At 30.7% G+C, this 18,457-nt stretch carries 16 protein-coding genes and 1 pseudogene; 15 read left to right on the forward strand and 2 right to left on the reverse strand.

Annotation, left to right across the window (positions count from 1 at the left end; translation table 11 throughout):
• Positions 1-6 precede the first annotated feature (6 nt).
• Positions 7-1,533 carry an inorganic phosphate transporter gene (locus AJ889_RS06185; protein ID WP_002867379.1) on the reverse strand — a complete coding sequence of 509 codons (1,527 nt, stop codon included), beginning with the start codon at positions 1,531-1,533 and terminating at the stop codon, positions 7-9.
• 141 nt (positions 1,534-1,674) lie between these two features.
• Between AJ889_RS06185 and AJ889_RS06190 the strand changes: the two genes are divergently transcribed.
• The gene (locus tag AJ889_RS06190) at positions 1,675-2,481 is read left to right on the forward strand and encodes an inverse autotransporter beta domain-containing protein (RefSeq protein WP_002934714.1); all 807 of its coding nucleotides are present in this window, start codon (positions 1,675-1,677) and stop codon (positions 2,479-2,481) included.
• Here the strand turns inward: AJ889_RS06190 and AJ889_RS06195 are convergent.
• Positions 2,478-3,854: a cation:dicarboxylate symporter family transporter gene (locus AJ889_RS06195; RefSeq protein ID WP_002934713.1), complete on the reverse strand. Its 1,377-nt coding sequence runs from the start codon at positions 3,852-3,854 to the stop codon at positions 2,478-2,480. The two genes, AJ889_RS06190 and AJ889_RS06195, sit on opposite strands and share 4 nt — an antisense overlap.
• A 268-nt stretch (positions 3,855-4,122) precedes the next feature.
• Here AJ889_RS06195 and cetC point away from each other — a divergent pair, with 268 nt between their 5' ends.
• The 14 genes and pseudogenes from cetC to AJ889_RS09740 form a co-directional block, all read left to right on the forward strand.
• Entirely contained in the window at positions 4,123-4,617 is a 495-nt protein-coding gene (gene cetC / locus AJ889_RS06200; RefSeq protein ID WP_002852821.1) for an energy taxis response protein CetC, read from the forward strand.
• Between the two features lie 752 nt (positions 4,618-5,369).
• On the forward strand, positions 5,370-6,116 hold the full coding sequence (locus AJ889_RS09930) for a methyl-accepting chemotaxis protein (RefSeq protein ID WP_370659015.1): 747 nt from the start codon (positions 5,370-5,372) through the stop codon (positions 6,114-6,116).
• Between the two features lie 17 nt (positions 6,117-6,133).
• Entirely contained in the window at positions 6,134-6,631 is a 498-nt protein-coding gene (gene cetB, locus AJ889_RS06210) for a bipartate energy taxis response protein CetB (protein ID WP_002777340.1), read from the forward strand.
• A gap of 87 nt (positions 6,632-6,718) precedes the next feature.
• Complete coding sequence (mnmG, locus tag AJ889_RS06215) at positions 6,719-8,578, forward strand: tRNA uridine-5-carboxymethylaminomethyl(34) synthesis enzyme MnmG (RefSeq protein WP_002799340.1); 1,860 nt, start codon at positions 6,719-6,721, stop codon at positions 8,576-8,578.
• Positions 8,579-9,865 (forward strand): arsenic transporter, encoded by a 1,287-nt coding sequence (locus AJ889_RS06220; RefSeq protein WP_002856353.1) that lies wholly within the window; start codon positions 8,579-8,581, stop codon positions 9,863-9,865.
• A gap of 90 nt (positions 9,866-9,955) precedes the next feature.
• Positions 9,956-10,459: a ubiquinol-cytochrome c reductase iron-sulfur subunit gene (petA, locus tag AJ889_RS06225; RefSeq protein ID WP_002860427.1), complete on the forward strand. Its 504-nt coding sequence runs from the start codon at positions 9,956-9,958 to the stop codon at positions 10,457-10,459.
• A 1-nt stretch (position 10,460) separates the two neighbouring features.
• Positions 10,461-11,711 (forward strand): cytochrome bc complex cytochrome b subunit, encoded by a 1,251-nt coding sequence (locus tag AJ889_RS06230; RefSeq protein WP_002852758.1) that lies wholly within the window; start codon positions 10,461-10,463, stop codon positions 11,709-11,711.
• The gene (locus tag AJ889_RS06235) at positions 11,708-12,832 is read left to right on the forward strand and encodes a cytochrome c1 (RefSeq protein WP_002852693.1); all 1,125 of its coding nucleotides are present in this window, start codon (positions 11,708-11,710) and stop codon (positions 12,830-12,832) included. Before AJ889_RS06230 ends, AJ889_RS06235 begins: the two co-directional genes overlap by 4 nt.
• 127 nt (positions 12,833-12,959) lie before the next feature.
• Complete coding sequence (locus tag AJ889_RS06240) at positions 12,960-14,123, forward strand: cyclopropane-fatty-acyl-phospholipid synthase family protein (protein ID WP_002852655.1); 1,164 nt, start codon at positions 12,960-12,962, stop codon at positions 14,121-14,123.
• Between the two features lie 115 nt (positions 14,124-14,238).
• Positions 14,239-15,030: a 30S ribosomal protein S2 gene (gene rpsB, locus AJ889_RS06245; protein ID WP_002853455.1), complete on the forward strand. Its 792-nt coding sequence runs from the start codon at positions 14,239-14,241 to the stop codon at positions 15,028-15,030.
• Entirely contained in the window at positions 15,030-16,103 is a 1,074-nt protein-coding gene (tsf, locus tag AJ889_RS06250; protein WP_002852901.1) for a translation elongation factor Ts, read from the forward strand. Before rpsB ends, tsf begins: the two co-directional genes overlap by 1 nt.
• Before the next feature lie 12 nt (positions 16,104-16,115).
• Entirely contained in the window at positions 16,116-16,751 is a 636-nt protein-coding gene (locus AJ889_RS06255) for an ABC transporter ATP-binding protein (RefSeq protein ID WP_002852807.1), read from the forward strand.
• Entirely contained in the window at positions 16,738-17,505 is a 768-nt protein-coding gene (gene fliR, locus AJ889_RS06260; RefSeq protein ID WP_032585040.1) for a flagellar biosynthetic protein FliR, read from the forward strand. The genes AJ889_RS06255 and fliR overlap by 14 nt, the downstream gene beginning before the upstream one ends.
• Before the next feature lie 56 nt (positions 17,506-17,561).
• Positions 17,562-18,457, forward strand: a pseudogene (locus AJ889_RS09740) (highly acidic protein); the annotation flags it as partial.

Here is an 18,457-nt window from a genome sequence, read left to right on the forward strand (position 1 = left end):
CTTTACTTAAATTCCTAAAGATAGTTTAAATCCTAAAAATACAAGTGCTGCCATAATACCAGCGGCTGGTAAAGTGATAATCCAAGCCAATCCTATAGGCTTCATCATAATCCAATTTGCGTTTTTATTATACACTCCTATACCCAAGATAGCACCTATGAGTATATGGGTGGAGCTAACAGGAATTCCAAATTGTGTAGCTAAGAGTATAACTATGCTTGCACCAAGTTCTGCAGAAAATCCAGTAGTAGGCCGTATGGTTGCAAGTTTTGAACCCACTGTAGTAATCACTTCTTTACCTAAAAACCAAAGTCCTACAACTAGAGCAACTCCAAACATAGCTAAAGCAGCAAAAGGTACAGGAGAAGTCGCGTTAATTGTGCCGTTTTTTAAGACATCTAAAATCGCTGCAAAAGGACCTATAGCATTGGCTATATCATTGGCTCCGTGTGAAAATGCAAAACTAGAGGCTGTAAATATTTGAAACCATGAGAAAATTCTATCAGTAGTTTTATTAAGTTCTGTTTTTTTAACGATTTTGACTATAGCAAATGTTACAACATAACTTATAGTTCCTATAATTCCGATAATCCAAAAGTTTTGTAAAATATCCAAAGTGCTAACATTATTTAAACCTTTAAATAAAAACATTGCCGAAATGATAGCAGCAGCAATACAAGCAATGATTGGCATATGAGTTTTTAAAATAGAGTAAATATCTATATCTTTTTCTTGTTCTTTAAATTCCTTCATTTTATTTCTATAGAAATTATTTTCTTGTTCTTCTTCATCCAAAGCTATAGCGGAAAGTTCTTTGATTTGTTCTTCTTGGGATTTTGTTTTTAAATTTAAAAAATATTCTTCTTTGAATTTTTTTCTTTCTTTTTTGATATTTTTCAAATCATCATTTAGTTTTTCTGATGGTTTTAAAATTTTCTTATCAATATATGAATAAATAATATAAGCTACAATACCCCCTAAAAGAGGCGAAGCTACCCAAGAAATAGCTATTCTTAAAATTTCACTCCATTTAACCATAGAGAGTGTTTGGATTCCATCAAATTTTAAAAGCCCCATCATAATACTAGCACCTACAATCCCACCAACTATACTGTGTGTGGTTGATACAGGTAAGCCTTTCTTGGTTGCAATAAAAATCCAAACCCCAGAGCTTAAAAGTGCAGCAAGCATAATGATAACAAAAAGCATAGGATCTAAAGAATTTGGAAAAATAACAATACCGCTGCGTATGGTCTTAGTAACTTCTGCGCCTGCGAAGATTGCCCCGCTTAGCTCAAAAACAGCTGCTATAATTAAAGCTTGTTTAATGGTTACTGTTTTTGCGCCAACGCTTGTTCCAAAAGAATTGGCTACATCATTTCCACCTATATTAAATGCCATAAAAATGCCAAATATAGAAGCAAGAATAAAAAGAATCAATTGATGTTGCGAAATATAACCAAATCCCCAAATAACAAATGCGATAGTACTGATAATAAAAATAACAAAAGCTATGAGGTTGTCTTTTTGCATTAATAACCCTTTTTTATTTTAATTATACACTTATTTACTTTAAATTTGCTAATTTTATTTTTTAGTCTTTGTGGAATTTTTATTTATATTATTTTTTTATAATAAATACTTAAACAAGAAATAATAAGGAATATAAGAATAATGAGGGGTATTTTTTATATAATAGCATTGTTTTCTTTACTCAATGGCGATGAACTTACAGAGGCTTTAGCAAAAAATAATAATCAAAATTCTTGGGAGCACTTTGATTATAAAAATACCAAAGAAGCTCCAAAAATTCAAGAAGAGAATGTGGATTTTAAAAGCACTTTTGATAGCTTACTTTCAAAAACTTTAGAAAATAATAATGGTATAGATAAAACAGATGGGAATTTAGATTTTCAAAATGAAAACGCGCAGGTTAAAAATTTAAGTTCTCTTTATGAGGGGGAGAATAATTCTTTGCTTTTTCAAAAAGAACTTTTTGTGGCTCAAGATAATTATAATTACTCAGGGGGTTTAATCAATCGTTATGAAAAAGATGATTTTTTATTTGGAGTTAATGGTTTTATTGATAAACAAAAAGAACAAAAAGATACTAAAAGCTTTGGTACAGAGTTTGGTTATAGTAAATTTATAAAGGCTTATAGTAATTATTATATACCCAATGAAGCAGAAAAAAAATTACAGCTTGGAATGAGTTTTGTAATTCCAACTTATACCGCTTTTACTTTTGATATAAGCAAGGATAATGATAAAACTAATTATCAAGTATCTTACTCTCCTTATAGTGTATTTAGTTTAAATTTATTGCGTCGTGATTATAGTGCAAGAGAGACTGTTGATGATACTGTTGTTCAAGTTGGATTTAGTTTTAATTTCAATGAAAGTTTTTTAAAGCAATTTAGAAAAAAAGATAATACTTTAGAGGAGGTTAATCGATATGATTTCCTCCAAAGAACTCATTAGTTCATTCCAGCATTATGAAATTTTTCTGGATTGTCCATAGCGTAGCGGAATTTTTCCCAATCAATTTGTTTATCCCAGATAGCAACGATTAAAGCTGCTACTGAATTTCCGCAAAGATTTCCAACCGCTCTCATTTCAGACATAAATTTATCAACACCTAAAAGAACACCTATAGCAGCTACTGGTAGAACTTGTGCTAAGGTTGCATTTGCTTCTGAAATTTCCATATTTCCTAGAGCCGCAAGCGTACTTCCAAGCACTATAAAACCTGATCCAGTTACACCTACTGCACCTTTTGAGGCTATCATTAATACTATTAAAATACTGATTTCGTGTGCTAAACTTAAATTTACATTGAAAGCTTGTGCTAGAAAGATTAAGCTCATAGCTAGATAAATATTTGTACAATCAAGATTAAAACTATATCCCGTTGGTAAAACAAGTCCGACTGTTGCTTTAGAAAGTCCTGCTTTTTCTAGTTTTCTTATTAAAGGAGCAAGTGCAGACTCGCTTGAACTGGTTGCAAAAACGATCAATACTTCTTTTGAGATAAATCTCATAAATTTGAAGATATTTACTTTTGCAAAATAACAAATCAGACCTAAGATTCCAAATATAAAAACAAGACATGAAATCAGCATTACTAAAAGTAAATATGCTAAGTTGATCAAAGAGCCAATTCCGTATTGAGCTATGAGTACAGCCATTGCTGAAAAGGCGGCAATAGGACTAAAATACATAATGATTTGTAGAATTTTAAAAACAAAATTTTGTACCACTTCAAAAACTCTTTGAATTGCCTGTTTGTCTTCTATTCTCATTAAAGAAATAATCAAAGCAGTAATTATAGCAATAACTAAAACTTGTATGGTTTTTCCTTCTGTAAAAGGTGTGATAATATCAGTAGGCATAGCATCTTTTAAAATATGCATAATCTCAGAGCTCGCACTTACTTCTGTGGTTTGAGAAATGTATTTTTGAACGCTTTTTGTATCAAGTTGACTTGGATCAAGATTCATTCCATGGCCTGGTTGCATAACATTTGCCATAAAAATACCTATAGCAAGTGCTAAAGTACTTACAACTTCAAAGTAAATAACCGCTTTAGCACCAATGCTACCTACTTTTTTTAAACTTTCAAGACTAATGATGCCCAAAACCAAAGTAACAAAAATAATAGGGCCTATAAGAACCTTTAAAGCACCTATAAAATAATCAACTCCTGGTTTGCTAGCAATGGCTAATTCTTTATCTGTATAGCCAAGTACAATACCTGTAATAATGCCTATAATCACCCAAAATCCAAGACTTTTTATAATACGTTTATATAAAGGCGGTTTTCTTTCAGCTAAAGTTTGACTTAAAGTTTCCAAGTTTATTCACTCCTTTTGATCTTTGTAAAATATAATTTTAACAATGTGTATCGTAAATTTTAACAAAAAAACAAATCTAGAAATACTTTCTTTTATATGATATGATAATTTTTTATATAAACGTTACAAAATTTCTCATTATTTGCATTATAAAATTTAAAATATTTTTGAAAATTTTATAATTTTGTAATTCAGTTTGCTTTTTGTTATTTATTATTGGTAATAATTCTATTTTTGATTTATTTGTTTTATTGGGATGTTTTAAATTATGAAAGAAATAGTTTTGTCTGAAAATGCTTTAATTACTTCCAAAACAGATCTTAAGGGGAATATCATTTATGCCAATAATGACTTTTTAAAATACGCAGGTTATAAAGTCGATGAGCTTTTATATAAATCTCATAATATAGTAAGACATGAAGATATGCCACGCACTGTATTTAAATGTCTTTGGGATTATATTCAAAAAGGAGATGAAATTTTTGCATTTGTGAAAAATAAATCCAAAGATGGTAATTTTTACTGGGTTTTTGCAAATGTAAGTGCTTCATTTGATGCTAATGGAGATATCATCAATTATTATTCTGTTCGTCGTGCACCCAATAGAAAATCTCTTTCTATAATTGAAGAAGTTTATAAAATTTTACTTGAAAAAGAGCAAAAATCAGGCATTAATGCTGGAGTTTCAGCTTTAATGGATATTGTAAGTTCTTATAAAATGACTTATAATGAACTTATTTTTAACTTACAAGAAAATAACTAAATAAGATATATTTAATCTTTTTTATTGTATAATTTTCGCCTAAAAATTAAAGTAATATATTATTAAAGTATTGTTTTGATTTATGATTTCAAAAAATTTTCAATAAAAGGGGTAAATTTATGGTGAAAAATGGATTATTATCAACTATTTTTCTAAGTGTTATCGGTGTTTTAGGTGTCATTTTTATTCATATTTTTGTTGGAGCGATAATTTTTGTTTTAATCGCTGTTTTAATGATTTATTTGCTTAGACAACACAAAGATGAGCAAATAATGATAGATAAACTTTTGGTTCTTTGTAGAGAGTTAAAAGAAGGAAATTTTGACAATAGAATTATCTATGTAAAAACAAAAAGCAAAAAATTAGCCGAAATAGCAGATAATCTTAACAATACTATTGATGGGCTAGAAGCTTACTTAAGGGAAATTAATACTTCTATTTCTTGTTCTCAAAAAGGTGAATTTTATCGCAAGGCTTTGCCTGAAGGTTTAAAAGGAATTTTTGCTCATAATATCGAATTTATAAATAAAGCTTTAGCAAACATAGAAGTGACAGCAAGATCTACTTTTAAAAATGCTTTATCAAGAACTTTAATGGATTTAAGCCTTGGAAATCAAAATAAAGACATGTCTCAAATTTCTAGCTCATTAAATCAAGATATTAGCATGATGAAAAATGTATATGATACAGTGGATGCCATTTCTCATACAGCTACAGAAAATGGTTCAGAGGTGGATTCTCTTCAAAGTGCTATGGGTTCTTTAATGGATGTTGTAAATTCGAGCAAGGAGACAGTACAAACTTTTGTGGCTAATTCACAAAATATCACTTCAGTGGTTGAAGTAATACGCGATATAGCTGATCAAACCAATCTTCTAGCTTTAAATGCTGCTATTGAAGCTGCGCGTGCAGGAGAGCATGGTAGGGGCTTTGCGGTTGTGGCTGATGAAGTTAGAAAGTTAGCAGAAAGAACTCAAAGATCTACAAGCGAAATTTCTATTGCAATTCAGACTATGCAACAAGATTTTGTAAATATCCAAAGTGGCAGTGAGCAAGTTTTTAACATTGTTAGTGAATCTGAAGAAAGAATTAATAAATTTTCTCAAGCTTTTAAACGTCTAGAAGAAAATAGTAGTGCTCTTGGTGTTAATTTTGGATCCTTTGCAAAGAGATTGATTTTGTCTGTGGTTAAAATCGATCATATTCTTTATAAATCAAATATATATTTAAATTTAAATGGGGCTCAAAATTTCAATCTTGAAAGTGTAGATCCAATTTCTAATCTTTGTCAAGATGAGAGAGCTCAAGGTGTTATTAATGAGCTTAGTTCTGAAACTGAGTTAAAATTAGCTAAAGAATTTATAAAAGATAACGCTAAAAAAGCAATAGAAGAATCAAGTCAAGATTATATCGATCAAAAAGCTTATGATGCGATTGTAAATGATATTAAATCACTAGAGCAAAGAAGTGCTGAAATCTTAGCAAAATTAAAAATATAAATTAAGAGGGTGGGAAAATGTCAAGAGAAATTTTTTTACAAGAAGATAGTTTAATTACTTCTAAAACAGATTTAAAAGGTAAAATAGTTTATGCAAATGATGATTTTTTAAAGTATGCAGGTTATACCATGGGTGAAGTTTTAAATAAACCTCATAACATAGTAAGACATGAAGAGATGCCAAAAACTGTTTTTAAATATTTATGGGATTATATGAAAGAAGGCAAAGAAATTTTTGCTTACGTAAAAAATAAAACCAAAGATAACAATTACTATTGGGTTTTTGCAAATGTAACCCCATCAATAGATGTTAATAATAATATCATAGGTTATTATTCCGTTCGTCGTATGCCAAATAAAAGCGCTATTTCTACAATAGAAAGTCTTTATAGCGATCTTTTAAGAGCAGAACAGCAACAAGGCTTAAATAAGGGTGTTGAGATGCTTAAAAATTTCTGCAAAGATGCAGATAAAACTTATAATGAGCTAATCTTTTCTCTTCAAGAAGCTAAATAAATTTTTGTTAGACTTAAAACGAGTTTGTTTTAAGTCTAAATATTATATAATCTTTCTTTTAAAAATTCACATTTTTCAAGGCAAAATATGTTTGATGTCATTGTTATAGGTGGTGGACATGCAGGTGTTGAAGCAAGTGCTGCTGCTGCTAGAATGGGTAAAAAAACCTTACTTTTAACTACATTGATTGAGCAAATAGGAGCGGCAAGTTGTAATCCAGCCATAGGTGGACTTGCTAAAGGGCATTTGGTAAAAGAACTTGATGCCATGGGTGGTCTTATGGGTGAAATCACCGATGAAGCAGGGATACAATTTCGCATTTTAAATGAAAGTAAGGGTGTAGCCGTTCAAGGAAGTAGGGCACAAATTGATATGGATAAATACCGTATCATTGCACGTAATAAACTTTTAAAACTTCCAAATTTAGAAATTTCTCAAGAACAAGCGAGTGTTTTAATCGTAGAAAATGATGAAGTTAAAGGCGTAAAAACAAATTTAGAAAATATATATTTTGCCAAAAAAGTCATCCTAACAACAGGAACTTTTTTAAATGGACTTATTCACGTAGGTGAAAATAAACTTCAAGCAGGAAGGGTAGGGGAGCTTGCTTCGGTAAATTTAGGAAATTATCTGCAAACTTTGGGTTTAAAAATGGGACGTTTAAAAACAGGAACTTGCCCAAGAGTAGATGCAAAAAGCATTGATTTTAGTGTGCTTGAAATTCAAGATGGTGATGTAAATCCTAAAGCTTTTAGTTTTCGTTCAAGAAATTTTAATCCTACTCAACTTCCTTGTTATATTGCACGCACTAATACAACTACACATGAGATTATTAAGAATAATTTTTATCGTGCTCCACTTTTTACGGGACAGATTGAAGGTGTGGGGCCAAGGTATTGTCCTTCTATAGAAGATAAGATCAATCGTTTTAGCGACAAAGAAAGTCATCATCTTTTTATAGAGCCTCAAACTATCGATGCGACGGAGTATTATATTAACGGTTTTTCTACTTCTTTACCTTATGAAGTACAAACTCAAATGTTGCGTTCTGTAAAAGGTTTTGAAAATGCTAAAATAACCCGTTTTGGTTATGCTATAGAATATGATTATATAGAGCCAACTGAACTTAAGCATACTTTAGAACTTAAAAAGATTAAAAATCTTTATTGTGCAGGACAGATTAATGGAACTACAGGTTATGAAGAGGCTGCAGCACAAGGCTTTATGGCAGGAATCAATGCAAGTTTAAGCATAGATATGAAAGAGCCTTTGATTTTAAGGCGTGATGAAGCTTATATAGGAGTTTTAATCGATGATTTAGTAATAAAAGGTACAAAAGAACCTTATAGAATGTTTACTTCAAGAGCGGAATTTAGACTGCTTTTAAGGGAAGAAAATGCTATACTTAGACTTGGAAAATATGGCTATGATTTAGGGCTTTTAAGCGAGCAAGATTTTACTTATATACAAAATATCGCAAACAATCTTCAAAAAGGACTTGAATTTTTACTTTCTAAAGAATTTACGCCTAACAACCAAAATAATGCTTTTTTAGAGAGTTTAGGAGAAGATAAAATTTCTTCTATAGTCAATCTTCAAAAAATTGTTGCAAGAGCAAGTTTTGATATAGAAAAATTAAAAAAACTTGACCCTATATTTGAAACCATGGATCATTACTCCTTAAGAGAGATTTTAAATGAGGCAAAGTATTATCATTACATTAGTATGCAAAAAGCTCAAGTAGAAAAAATGAAAAATCTTAGTGAGCTTAAAATTCCTGAAAATTTTGATTTTAAAAGTGTAAGTGGTTTGAGTAATGAGGTTGTAGAAAAGCTTAATCATCATAAACCTCCAACCATTTTTGCTGCAAGTCAAATCAGTGGAATCACTCCTGCAGCGTTGGATATTTTGCAAATTTATATCAAAATGCAAAAGAAAAAAGCTTAAATGCTTGCTTTTTTTATTTTTTTATCTACTTTAGTTTTACTTTTTTGGCGTCCATGGAATTTACCTATTTGGGTATTTTCTAGCTTGGGGGCTTTTTTTGTTTTTATTTTTCAATTGGTAGATTTTAAAGATGCTTGTTTTGTTTTTTCTTTGGTTTGGGATAGTTCTTTAACTTTGGTTGGGTTGATTATCCTTTCTTTTAGCTTGGAAGCTTTGGGATTTTTTGATTTTATTGCGAGTAAAATTTTGTATTTTTCTAGAGAGAAAAATCAAGAAAAAATTTATATCAGTACAAAAAAAATGATGTTATTTTTGTTGATTTTTGTATTTTTTCTTTCTGCATTTTTTGCTAACGATGGAGCGATTTTAATCATTACACCTATTATTATAGCTTTATTTTCAACTCTTAAAGATTGTAAAAATCATGCTTTTATTTTAAGTTCTTTTTTACTTAGCCTTTCTTTTTTATGTGATGCAAGTTCAAACGCTTTGGTTATTTCAAATTTAACCAATATCATCACAGCAAATTATTTTAAGATAGAATTTTTAGAATTTGCTAAAAATATGTTTTTGCCAAATTTTTTTGTTTTGCTTTCTACTATAGTTACGGTTTTTGTGCTTTATGTGAGAGTTTTACCTAAAAGGCTTGAATTTAAATTAATCAAAAAAGAGCAAATTTCATTGAAATTGTTTTTTCTTTGCATAGTATTTTTATTTCTTTTTGTTATCAGTTTTTTTATAGGTGAAATTTTTAATATTAAAATAAGTTTTTTTGCTTTGCTTTGGGCGGGAATTTTTTGGCTTATTATTTTAAAAATTCAAGGTAAAAAAAGTATTAAAATTCTTTTTGAAGCACCTTATGGAGTTTTGCTTTTTAGTTTTGGGCTTTATATGGTGGTTTTTGCTTTACATAAAATAGGTGTGAGTGAAATTTTGGTTAAAAGCTATGCTTTTTTGATGCAAGATAAGAGTGGAATTTTTGGTGTGGCTTTGATTTCAGCTTTTGGATCTTCTGTGTTTAATAATTTGCCTATGGTTTTAATCGGAGATTTGGCATTAAAAGAATATTTTGAGAATTTTTCTTTTGATTCTTTGATGATTTATGCACATCTTTTAGGTGTAAATATAGGTCCAAAACTTACGCCAATAGGTTCTTTAGCAACTTTGCTTTGGCTTGGAGTTTTGGCTAGAAAAGGCATTAATATTTCTTTTTGGCAATATTGTAAATTTGGCTTTTTGATAACTTTACCTGTGCTTGTTTTTTCTCTTTTTGCTCTTATTGTCTAAATATCAAAACTTGTTAAACAAAGAAAAAATTTATTTTAATTTCGATAAACTTTTAACTTGGTTAAAAAATAAAATCGAAAGGAGCAAGTTATGGCTACATCTGAGAGTAGACGAAGCTTTATGGGCTTTGCATTTGGAAGCGTAGCTGCTGTAGGCGGTGTTTTCTCACTTGTTGCGATGAAAAAAACTTGGGATCCGCTTCCAAGTGTTAAAGCTGCAGGTTTTACTACAGTAGATTTATCAGGAATGCAAGATGGAGAGCTTAGAACTATAGAATGGCGTAAAAAGCCTATTTTTATATTAAAAAAAGATGCGAGTATGCCAAAAGATGAAAAACGTGATGTTGTGGTAGATAACGCAGCTTATACTGTGGTTATAGGACTTTGTACGCATTTGGGTTGTATACCTGCTTACCAACCAAGTGAGCAATTGTTTAAATGCGCCTGTCATGGTGGAGAATTTGACACAAGTGGAAAAAATGTCTTTGGACCTCCTCCAAAGCCTCTTGAAATTCCTCCTTTTAAAATTGATGGAACCAAGCTTGTTTTAGGTGAAGAGGGTCCTGAATATAAAAAAATGATAGTGGAGGCTTAAGATGGCACAAATTAGAAAAGCTAATGGTCTTGTAGATTGGCTTGATCAAAGACTTGCGGTACATAAACTGCTTGATGTTTTAATGGTAAAATATTGGATACCAAAGCAAATTAACTTTCTTTGGGCAATGGGGGTTATTTTAACCACTCTTTTTGCAGTGCTTTTTGTTACAGGACTTTTACTTGTGATGTATTATAAACCAGATACTGCACTTGCTTTTGATAGTGTGAATAAGACTATTATGCAAGAGGTGGACTATGGATGGCTTTGGCGTCACATGCATGGTGTTGCCGCTTCTGTTGTATTTTTGATTATATACATACATATGCTAACAGGAATTTATTACGGTTCTTATAAAAAAGGTCGTGAGATGATTTGGGTTAGCGGTATGCTTTTGTTTGTTGTATTTTCTGCTGAAGCTTTTAGTGGGTATATGCTTCCTTGGGGACAAATGAGTTATTGGGCAGCTCAAGTAATCACTAATCTTTTTGGAGGGATACCATTTATTGGCCCTGAGCTTGTGATTTGGATTCGTGGAGATTATGCGGTTTCTGATCCAACTTTAACAAGATTTTTTATGCTTCATGTGTGCTTGCTTCCTATAGTTATCATTGCTATTATAGCATTTCACTTCTATTCTTTAAGAATTCCTCATGTTAATAATGAAATTTCTGAAGAACTTGACTTTGATTTAGAGGCTGAAAAATACATGGCAGGTGACACAAAGGGTTCTAAAGTGATTCCTTTTTGGCCAGGATTTTTATCAAAAGATTTTATGTATATAAGCTTTTTTATGATTTTCTTCTTTTATTTGGTCTGTTTTAAATTTGAATTTGCAATGGATCCAATTAATTTTGATCCAGCTAATGCGCTTAAAACACCAGCTCATATTTATCCTGAGTGGTATTTCTTATGGAGTTATGAAGTTTTAAGAGGATTTTTCTTTGATATTGCAGGTATTAAAGCTTTTGATATAGGTTTGGCTGCATTTGGTATTGCTCAAGTGATTTTCTTCTTGCTTCCTTGGCTTGATAGAAGTGATGTGGTAAAACCAGCTCATGAAAGACCTTTATTTTTCATTTGGTTTTGGATATTGCTTATCGATTTAATTGTTTTAACAGTTTATGGAAAATTACCTCCAACAGGTGTAAATGCTTGGGTAGGATTTTACGCTTCTATAGTATTTTTACTTTTACTTATTGTAGTTTTACCGGTTATTACTATTATGGAGAGAAAAGGAGCTAAACAATGAGAGAAATAAAAATATTTTTAGTTGTAGTAGTTTTTACTGCACTTGTATATTGGGGGGTAGAGCCTTATGCTCATTCAGTGATGAAGCCTCATGTTGCTCCTGCAAATTTTGATTTTGCTGTTGAAGATACTACTTTTGCAAAAGGTATAGTTGAAGCTAAAGAATTAGCTCTAAAAGATGCACAAGCTTCAGGAGATGCTAAAAGAATAGAGAGTGCAAACAAAGAACTTGAAAAAGCAAAAGAAGAATTAAGCAAGGTTGAAACACTTTGGGCAGATGTTGCAAAAATCGATTTTGCTAAGGGTGATGCAAAAAAAGGTAAAGAATTTTTTGAAAATAACTGTTTTGCATGTCATGGTGTAAAAGAAGATGGAATAGCAGCTAATATTACTGATTCTTCTATGGGAGTAATACCGCCTGATCTTAGTGCAGCTGGTGCTATTTTTGATGAAAAATTTTTAGCAGCTTTGATTATGCATCCTGCGCTTGCTTTAAAAGTAGATCATAAATTTGGCGATGCTTTTATTATGACAGCTTACAATAAAGATACTTCAGGAGAAAGTGAAGAAGCTACAAATGCAAATATAGCCAATGTAATTGCTTATCTTAAAGATGTGAGTGTTAAATTTGAAGCCAATGAAGATGCTACTATTAAGAAAGATGTTGAGGCAAAATATGCTAAAATGGAAAATAGTGCTCAAAAAGCAGCTTTAATGGAAAAAGATATAAAATTTGCTAAAGATAAAGCAACTTTTATTGAGGCTTGCGGACGTTGTCATGATATGAAATACGATAGCTTTTTTACTCCATCAAATCAAAATGATTTAAAAACTTATTTAGGTTCTGTTCCACCTGATCTTTCTATGATGATAAGATCTCGTGGTGAGCAATATTTACATGATTTTATTAATAATACTCAAAAACTTCTTCCAGGAACCGCTATGCCAAGAGTAGGTTTAACAGAAGCTGCACAGGCTAAGGTTGTATCTTATATTGATCAAGTGGGTGATAGCAAAAAAGAAGAAAGAAAAACTACAGGAATTTATGTAATGATATTCTTTGTAATTTTAAGTATTTTTGCTATAGGTTGGAAGCGTTCTGTTTGGTCTAAATTACATTAGTATTATAAAATTTTTGCCACTATTTTATATCTGTGGCAAAAATTCTATCTTTTCTTCAATTTTATCAAATTTTAAACATAATTAAGAGATACTATCAAATAATAATTTTTATTAGTTGGAGTATGTCATGCTTGAAAAACAAATGATTAAATTTATTCTTTCAAAATGGAATTATGGAAATTTTAGAATTGTATTTTGGGATCAAGAAGAATTTCATGTGGGTAATCAGCCTGCTAAATTTTCTTTAATTTTCAAAGAAAAAATACCTTTTTTAAAATTATTTAGTGATACGAGTTTAGTTTTTGCAAAACATTATATGGAGTCTAAACTAGAAATAGAAGGTGATTATGATGAAATAGCTAAAGTTTTGTATTATTTTTCAAATAAGCGTTTTTTAAAAAATACAGAGGATATCTTGAGTAAAATAGCCCAAAAACAGGAAAGTAAAAATATCAAAAGTCATTATGATATAGGTAATGATTTTTATAAGCTTTGGCTTGATGATACTATGAGCTATTCTTGCGCTTATTTTAAAGAGCCTAATAATACTCTTTATGAAGCTCAAATTAACAAAATAGAACATACTCTTAAAAAACTTGATTTAAAAGAAGGAGAAAAGCTTTTAGATATAGGTTGTGGCTGGGGTTGGCTTTCTATTATGGCGGCTCAAAAGTATGGAGTTAAAGTTGTTGGAATTACTATTTCAGAGGAGCAGTGTAAAAAAGCTAAGGAAAGAGTAAAAGAACTTGGTCTTGAAGATAAAATAGAAATAAGACTTCAAAATTATCAAGATTTAGAATTTGAAAATTATTTTGATAAAGTTGTTTCTGTGGGTATGTTTGAACATGTAGGCAAAGAGAATTTAGGACTTTATTTCATGAAAGTAAAACAAGTGTTAAAACCTGGAGGTTCTATGCTTTTACATTCTATTTTAGCCATGTTTGAAGGAAAAACAAATGCTTGGATAGATAAATATATTTTTCCAGGAGGATATTTACCTTCTTTAAGAGAGGTTGTAAGTGCTATGAGTGAGTGGGATTTTCATCTTCTTTTAGCAGAAAGTTTAAGAATGCACTATGCAAAAACTTTAGATTTATGGGATGAAAATTTTAACAAAGTATTGGACAAGGTAAGGGAAAAATATGATGAAGAATTTATAAGAATGTGGGATTTATACCTTCGTTCTTGTGCCTCTGCTTTTCGTGTTGGAAGCGTGGATTTGTTTCAATTTTTAATCACAAAAGAAATCAATAATAATCTAAGCCTTACCAAGGACTACATATATAAGTAAAAACTAAACTTAAATTTGATAAAATCTTAGCTTCATTTCACACGCATCAATCCTTTTTAGCTTGTGTAAATTAAGGGATGTGGAGGAATAAAGCTAAATTTATAAGGAGAAACTCATGGTTAGTATGAGAGATTTATTAGAATGCGGTGTGCATTTTGGACACCAAACAAGACGCTGGAATCCAAAGATGAAAAAATTCATTTTTGGCGAGAGAAAAGGTATTTATGTAATTGATTTACAAAAAACTTTAAGATATTTTAGATATACCTATAATATCGTTCGTGACGCTGCTGCCGAAGGAAAAACTATACTTTTTGTCGGGACAAAAAAACAAGCAGGTGGAGCGATTAAAGAATACGCTGAAAAATGCGGTATGCCTTATGTAAATCATAGATGGCTTGGCGGTATGATGACAAATTTTGGTACCATTCGCCAATCAATTAGAAAATTAGAAGTAATTGAAAAAATGGAAGAAGATGGAAGTATTAAACTTTTAACTAAAAAAGAAGCTTTAATGCTTACAAGAAAAAAAGAAAAATTATTAGCTTATTTAGGTGGAATTCGTTATATGAAAACTCAACCTGATATGATTTTTGTTATTGACACAGTAAAAGAAAAAATTGCTGTTCAAGAAGCAAATAGATTAAGAATTCCTGTTGTAGCTCCACTAGATACAAACTGCGATCCTGACTTGGTAACTTATCCTATTCCAGGAAATGATGATGCAATTCGTTCAGTGCAACTTTTCTGCCAAGAAATGGCTGAAGCGATTAATGAAGGAAAAGCTTTAAGAGAACAAGATGGCGAAGCTTTAGCAAATGAAGAAAAAGAAATCACCGATGAAGAGAAAAAAGAAGTTTTAGATGAAGCGATGAGCGAAGAAGACTTCGGTGAGGAGCAAGAATAATGGCTGAAATTACTGCTGCAATGGTAAAAGAACTCCGCGAAAGTACAGGCGCGGGGATGATGGATTGTAAAAATGCTTTGAGTGAAACTAATGGAGATTTTGATAAAGCAGTACAACTTTTAAGAGAAAAAGGTTTAGGTAAGGCTGCTAAAAAAGCAGATAGACTTGCTGCAGAAGGTTTAGTAAGTGTAAAAGTAAGTGATGATTTTACAAGCGCAACTGTAAGTGAGATTAATTCCGAAACAGATTTTGTGGCAAAAAATGATCAGTTTATCGCTTTAACAAAAGATACTACAGCTCATATTCAAAGCAATAGCTTGCAAAGTGTGGAAGAGCTTCACTCAAGTACGATTAATGGTGTAAAATTTGAAGAATATTTAAAAAGTCAAATTGCAACTATAGGAGAAAACTTAGTTGTAAGAAGATTTGCAACTTTAAAAGCAGGTGCTAACGGCGTTGTAAATGGTTATATTCATACAAATGGCCGTGTTGGTGTTGTGATCGCTGCAGCTTGTGATAGTGCTGAAGTAGCTTCAAAATCAAGAGATTTATTAAGACAAATTTGTATGCATATTGCAGCAATGAGACCAAGTTATTTAAGTTATGAAGATTTGGATATGACTTTTGTTGAAAATGAATACAAAGCTTTGGTTGCTGAACTTGAAAAAGAAAATGAAGAAAGACGCAGACTTAAAGATCCAAATAAACCTGAACATAAAATTCCTCAATTTGCAAGTCGCAAACAATTAAGCGATGCAATTTTAAAAGAAGCTGAAGAAAAAATCAAAGAAGAACTTAAAGCTCAAGGTAAACCTGAAAAAATTTGGGATAATATTATCCCGGGCAAAATGAATAGTTTTATAGCTGATAATTCTCAACTCGATAGCAAACTTACTTTAATGGGTCAGTTTTATGTAATGGATGATAAAAAAACTGTAGAACAAGTAATTGCTGAAAAAGAAAAAGAATTTGGCGGAAAAATTAAAATTGTTGAATTTATTTGCTTTGAAGTTGGCGAAGGTTTAGAAAAGAAAACTGAAGATTTTGCGGCTGAAGTTGCTGCACAACTTTAAAAACGGTTAAAAATGGAACTCTTAAGAGCGGAAAATTTAAGCCATAGTTTTGATTATCCGCTTTTTGAGGGTTTAAATCTTACTTTAAATACCAAAGATTGCATTGCTATTCAAGGGAGTAGCGGTTGTGGTAAATCTACTCTTTTGCATATACTTTCTTCTTTATTGATTCCAAAAAAAGGTGAAGTTTTTTTTAAAGGTTCTAGTCTTTATCAGATAGATGAAAACGAAAGATTAAAAATTCGCCGTTATGATTTTGGTATTATTTTTCAGACACATTATCTTTTTAAAGGTTTTTCGGCTTTAGAAAATATCGAACTTGCTAGTGTTTTATCGGGTCAAGATTTAGATGAGAAAATTTTAAAAAGGTTAGGTATTGATACGCTTTTACATCAAAAAATAGGAAAGCTTAGCGGCGGACAACAACAGCGTGTGAGTATCGCACGTGTGCTTTGTAAAAAACCAAAGATTATTTTTGCTGATGAAGCAACTGGAAATTTGGATTTTGATAATGCTAAAAATGTTATCGAGCTTTTAATTTCCTATGTTAAAGAAAATGATGCAGCTTTATTTTTTGTAACTCACGATAGCAAGCTTGCAAGTTTTTGTGATAAAACTTATACTATAAACGCCAATGGAATTTGTTAATTATTTAGGTGATAAAAATGTTGTAACTTTTATGTTGCTTCTTGCTAGAATGAGTGGTCTTATAGTTTTTTTTCCTTTTTTTTCACATAATTCTATTCCTATGGTGATAAAAAGTACTATAGTTTTATTTTTGACTATGTATTTATATCCTTTGGCTAGATTAGAATATTTGCATTTAGATAGTTTTTTTGTTTTACAGCTTATTAGTGAAGTGATTTTTGGAATGATAGCAGGATTAATGCTTCAAATTATTTTTGCTATTATTATGATGGCAGGTGAGCAGATTGCTTTTACTATGGGATTTACTATGGCAAGTATATTAGATCCAAGTTCTGGAACGAGTATGCCTATCACATCTCAAATTTTAAATTTACTTGCTTTGATGTTTTTTCTTGCTTTTGATGGCCATCATTTAATGCTTTTGTTTTTAAGTCATTCTTTGGGTTATATTAGTTTAGGTGGATTTTATCCGCATGAGAATTTAATGCATTATTTAAATATGGGTATGTTTAATATTTTCATCATAGGTTTTGCTATGAGCTTTCCTATACTTGGAATTTCACTTTTAGCCGATGTTATTTTTGGACTTTTGATGAAAACAATGCCACAATTTAATCTTTTAGTTATTGGCTATCCTATAAAGATAGCTCTAGGTTTTGTAGTTTTGATTGCTATTTTACTAGTTATGATGCAATATTTTAAAAATTTAATTTTAGAACTTTTTACTCATATGCAAACTCTTTTTTTCTCCTAAGGAAAGGATAAATGAAATTATCGTAAAATAGCGATTATTTTTTAAGGATTAAAGTGATGAAAATTTTACTTTTAAATGAAAACCCTGTAGTTTCAAGACTTGTAAGCCTTAGTGCTAAAAAAATGTCTTATGATTTTGAAGAACTTAATGCTTATAGTGAAAATTTGGGTAATTATGATGTGATTGTTGTAGATAGTGATACTCCAGCACCTTTAAAAATTCTTAAAGAAAAATGCGATAGATTGATTTTTTTAGCCCCGCGAAATCAAAATGTAGAAGATATAGATGCGCAAATTTTACAAAAACCTTTTTTACCTACAGATTTTTTAAATTTACTTAATAATAAAGATGCGAACAAGCATACATCTATTGATTTGCCAATGTTAAGCAATGATGAAAATCCTTATGCTGATATAAGCTTGGATTTAGATAATTTAAATTTAGATGATTTGCCTGATGAAAATTCTTTAGATATAAATTCAGAGGGAATGGAAGATTTGAGTTTTGATGATGATGCTCAAGATGATAATTCAAACAAAACTTTAGAAACTCAAAATTTAGAACATGACAATTTAGAACAAGAAACAATTAAAGAACAGACTCAAGAAGACACTCCAATTGATTTAGATTTAACTTTAGAAGATGGCGAAAGTGAAAAAGAAGACTTAAGCCAAGAACATACAGCTTTGGATACTGAGCCTAGTTTAGATGAGCTAGATGATAAAAATGAAGAAATAGAAAAGCAAGAATTATTAGACGATTCTAAAACAAATACATTAGAAATGCAAGAAGAGCTTAGCGAATCTCAAGATGATAATTCAAACAAAACTTTAGAAACTCAAAATTTAGAACAAGAAACAATTAAAGAACAGACTCAAGAAGACACTCAAATTGATTTAGATTTAACTTTAGAAGATGGCGAAAGTGAAAAAGAAGACTTAAGCCAAGAACA

Origin of the sequence: Campylobacter sp. BCW_6468 (assembly GCF_001762865.1) — a bacterium.
Classification (GTDB): domain Bacteria; phylum Campylobacterota; class Campylobacteria; order Campylobacterales; family Campylobacteraceae; genus Campylobacter_D; species Campylobacter_D jejuni.

Bases quoted from the DNA above. Each gene is read 5' to 3' on its own strand.
- AJ889_RS06185 (WP_002867379.1), bottom strand. From the start codon at position 1,533: ATGCAAAAAGACAACCTCATAGCTTTTGTTATTTTTATTATCAGTACT.
- AJ889_RS06190 (WP_002934714.1), top strand. From the start codon at position 1,675: ATGAGGGGTATTTTTTATATAATAGCATTGTTTTCTTTACTCAATGGC.
- cetC (WP_002852821.1), top strand. From the start codon at position 4,123: ATGAAAGAAATAGTTTTGTCTGAAAATGCTTTAATTACTTCCAAAACA.
- AJ889_RS09930 (WP_370659015.1), top strand. From the start codon at position 5,370: ATGGGTTCTTTAATGGATGTTGTAAATTCGAGCAAGGAGACAGTACAA.
- cetB (WP_002777340.1), top strand. From the start codon at position 6,134: ATGTCAAGAGAAATTTTTTTACAAGAAGATAGTTTAATTACTTCTAAA.
- mnmG (WP_002799340.1), top strand. From the start codon at position 6,719: ATGTTTGATGTCATTGTTATAGGTGGTGGACATGCAGGTGTTGAAGCA.
- AJ889_RS06220 (WP_002856353.1), top strand. From the start codon at position 8,579: ATGCTTGCTTTTTTTATTTTTTTATCTACTTTAGTTTTACTTTTTTGG.
- petA (WP_002860427.1), top strand. From the start codon at position 9,956: ATGGCTACATCTGAGAGTAGACGAAGCTTTATGGGCTTTGCATTTGGA.
- AJ889_RS06230 (WP_002852758.1), top strand. From the start codon at position 10,461: ATGGCACAAATTAGAAAAGCTAATGGTCTTGTAGATTGGCTTGATCAA.
- AJ889_RS06235 (WP_002852693.1), top strand. From the start codon at position 11,708: ATGAGAGAAATAAAAATATTTTTAGTTGTAGTAGTTTTTACTGCACTT.
- AJ889_RS06240 (WP_002852655.1), top strand. From the start codon at position 12,960: ATGCTTGAAAAACAAATGATTAAATTTATTCTTTCAAAATGGAATTAT.
- rpsB (WP_002853455.1), top strand. From the start codon at position 14,239: ATGGTTAGTATGAGAGATTTATTAGAATGCGGTGTGCATTTTGGACAC.
- tsf (WP_002852901.1), top strand. From the start codon at position 15,030: ATGGCTGAAATTACTGCTGCAATGGTAAAAGAACTCCGCGAAAGTACA.
- AJ889_RS06255 (WP_002852807.1), top strand. From the start codon at position 16,116: ATGGAACTCTTAAGAGCGGAAAATTTAAGCCATAGTTTTGATTATCCG.
- fliR (WP_032585040.1), top strand. From the start codon at position 16,738: ATGGAATTTGTTAATTATTTAGGTGATAAAAATGTTGTAACTTTTATG.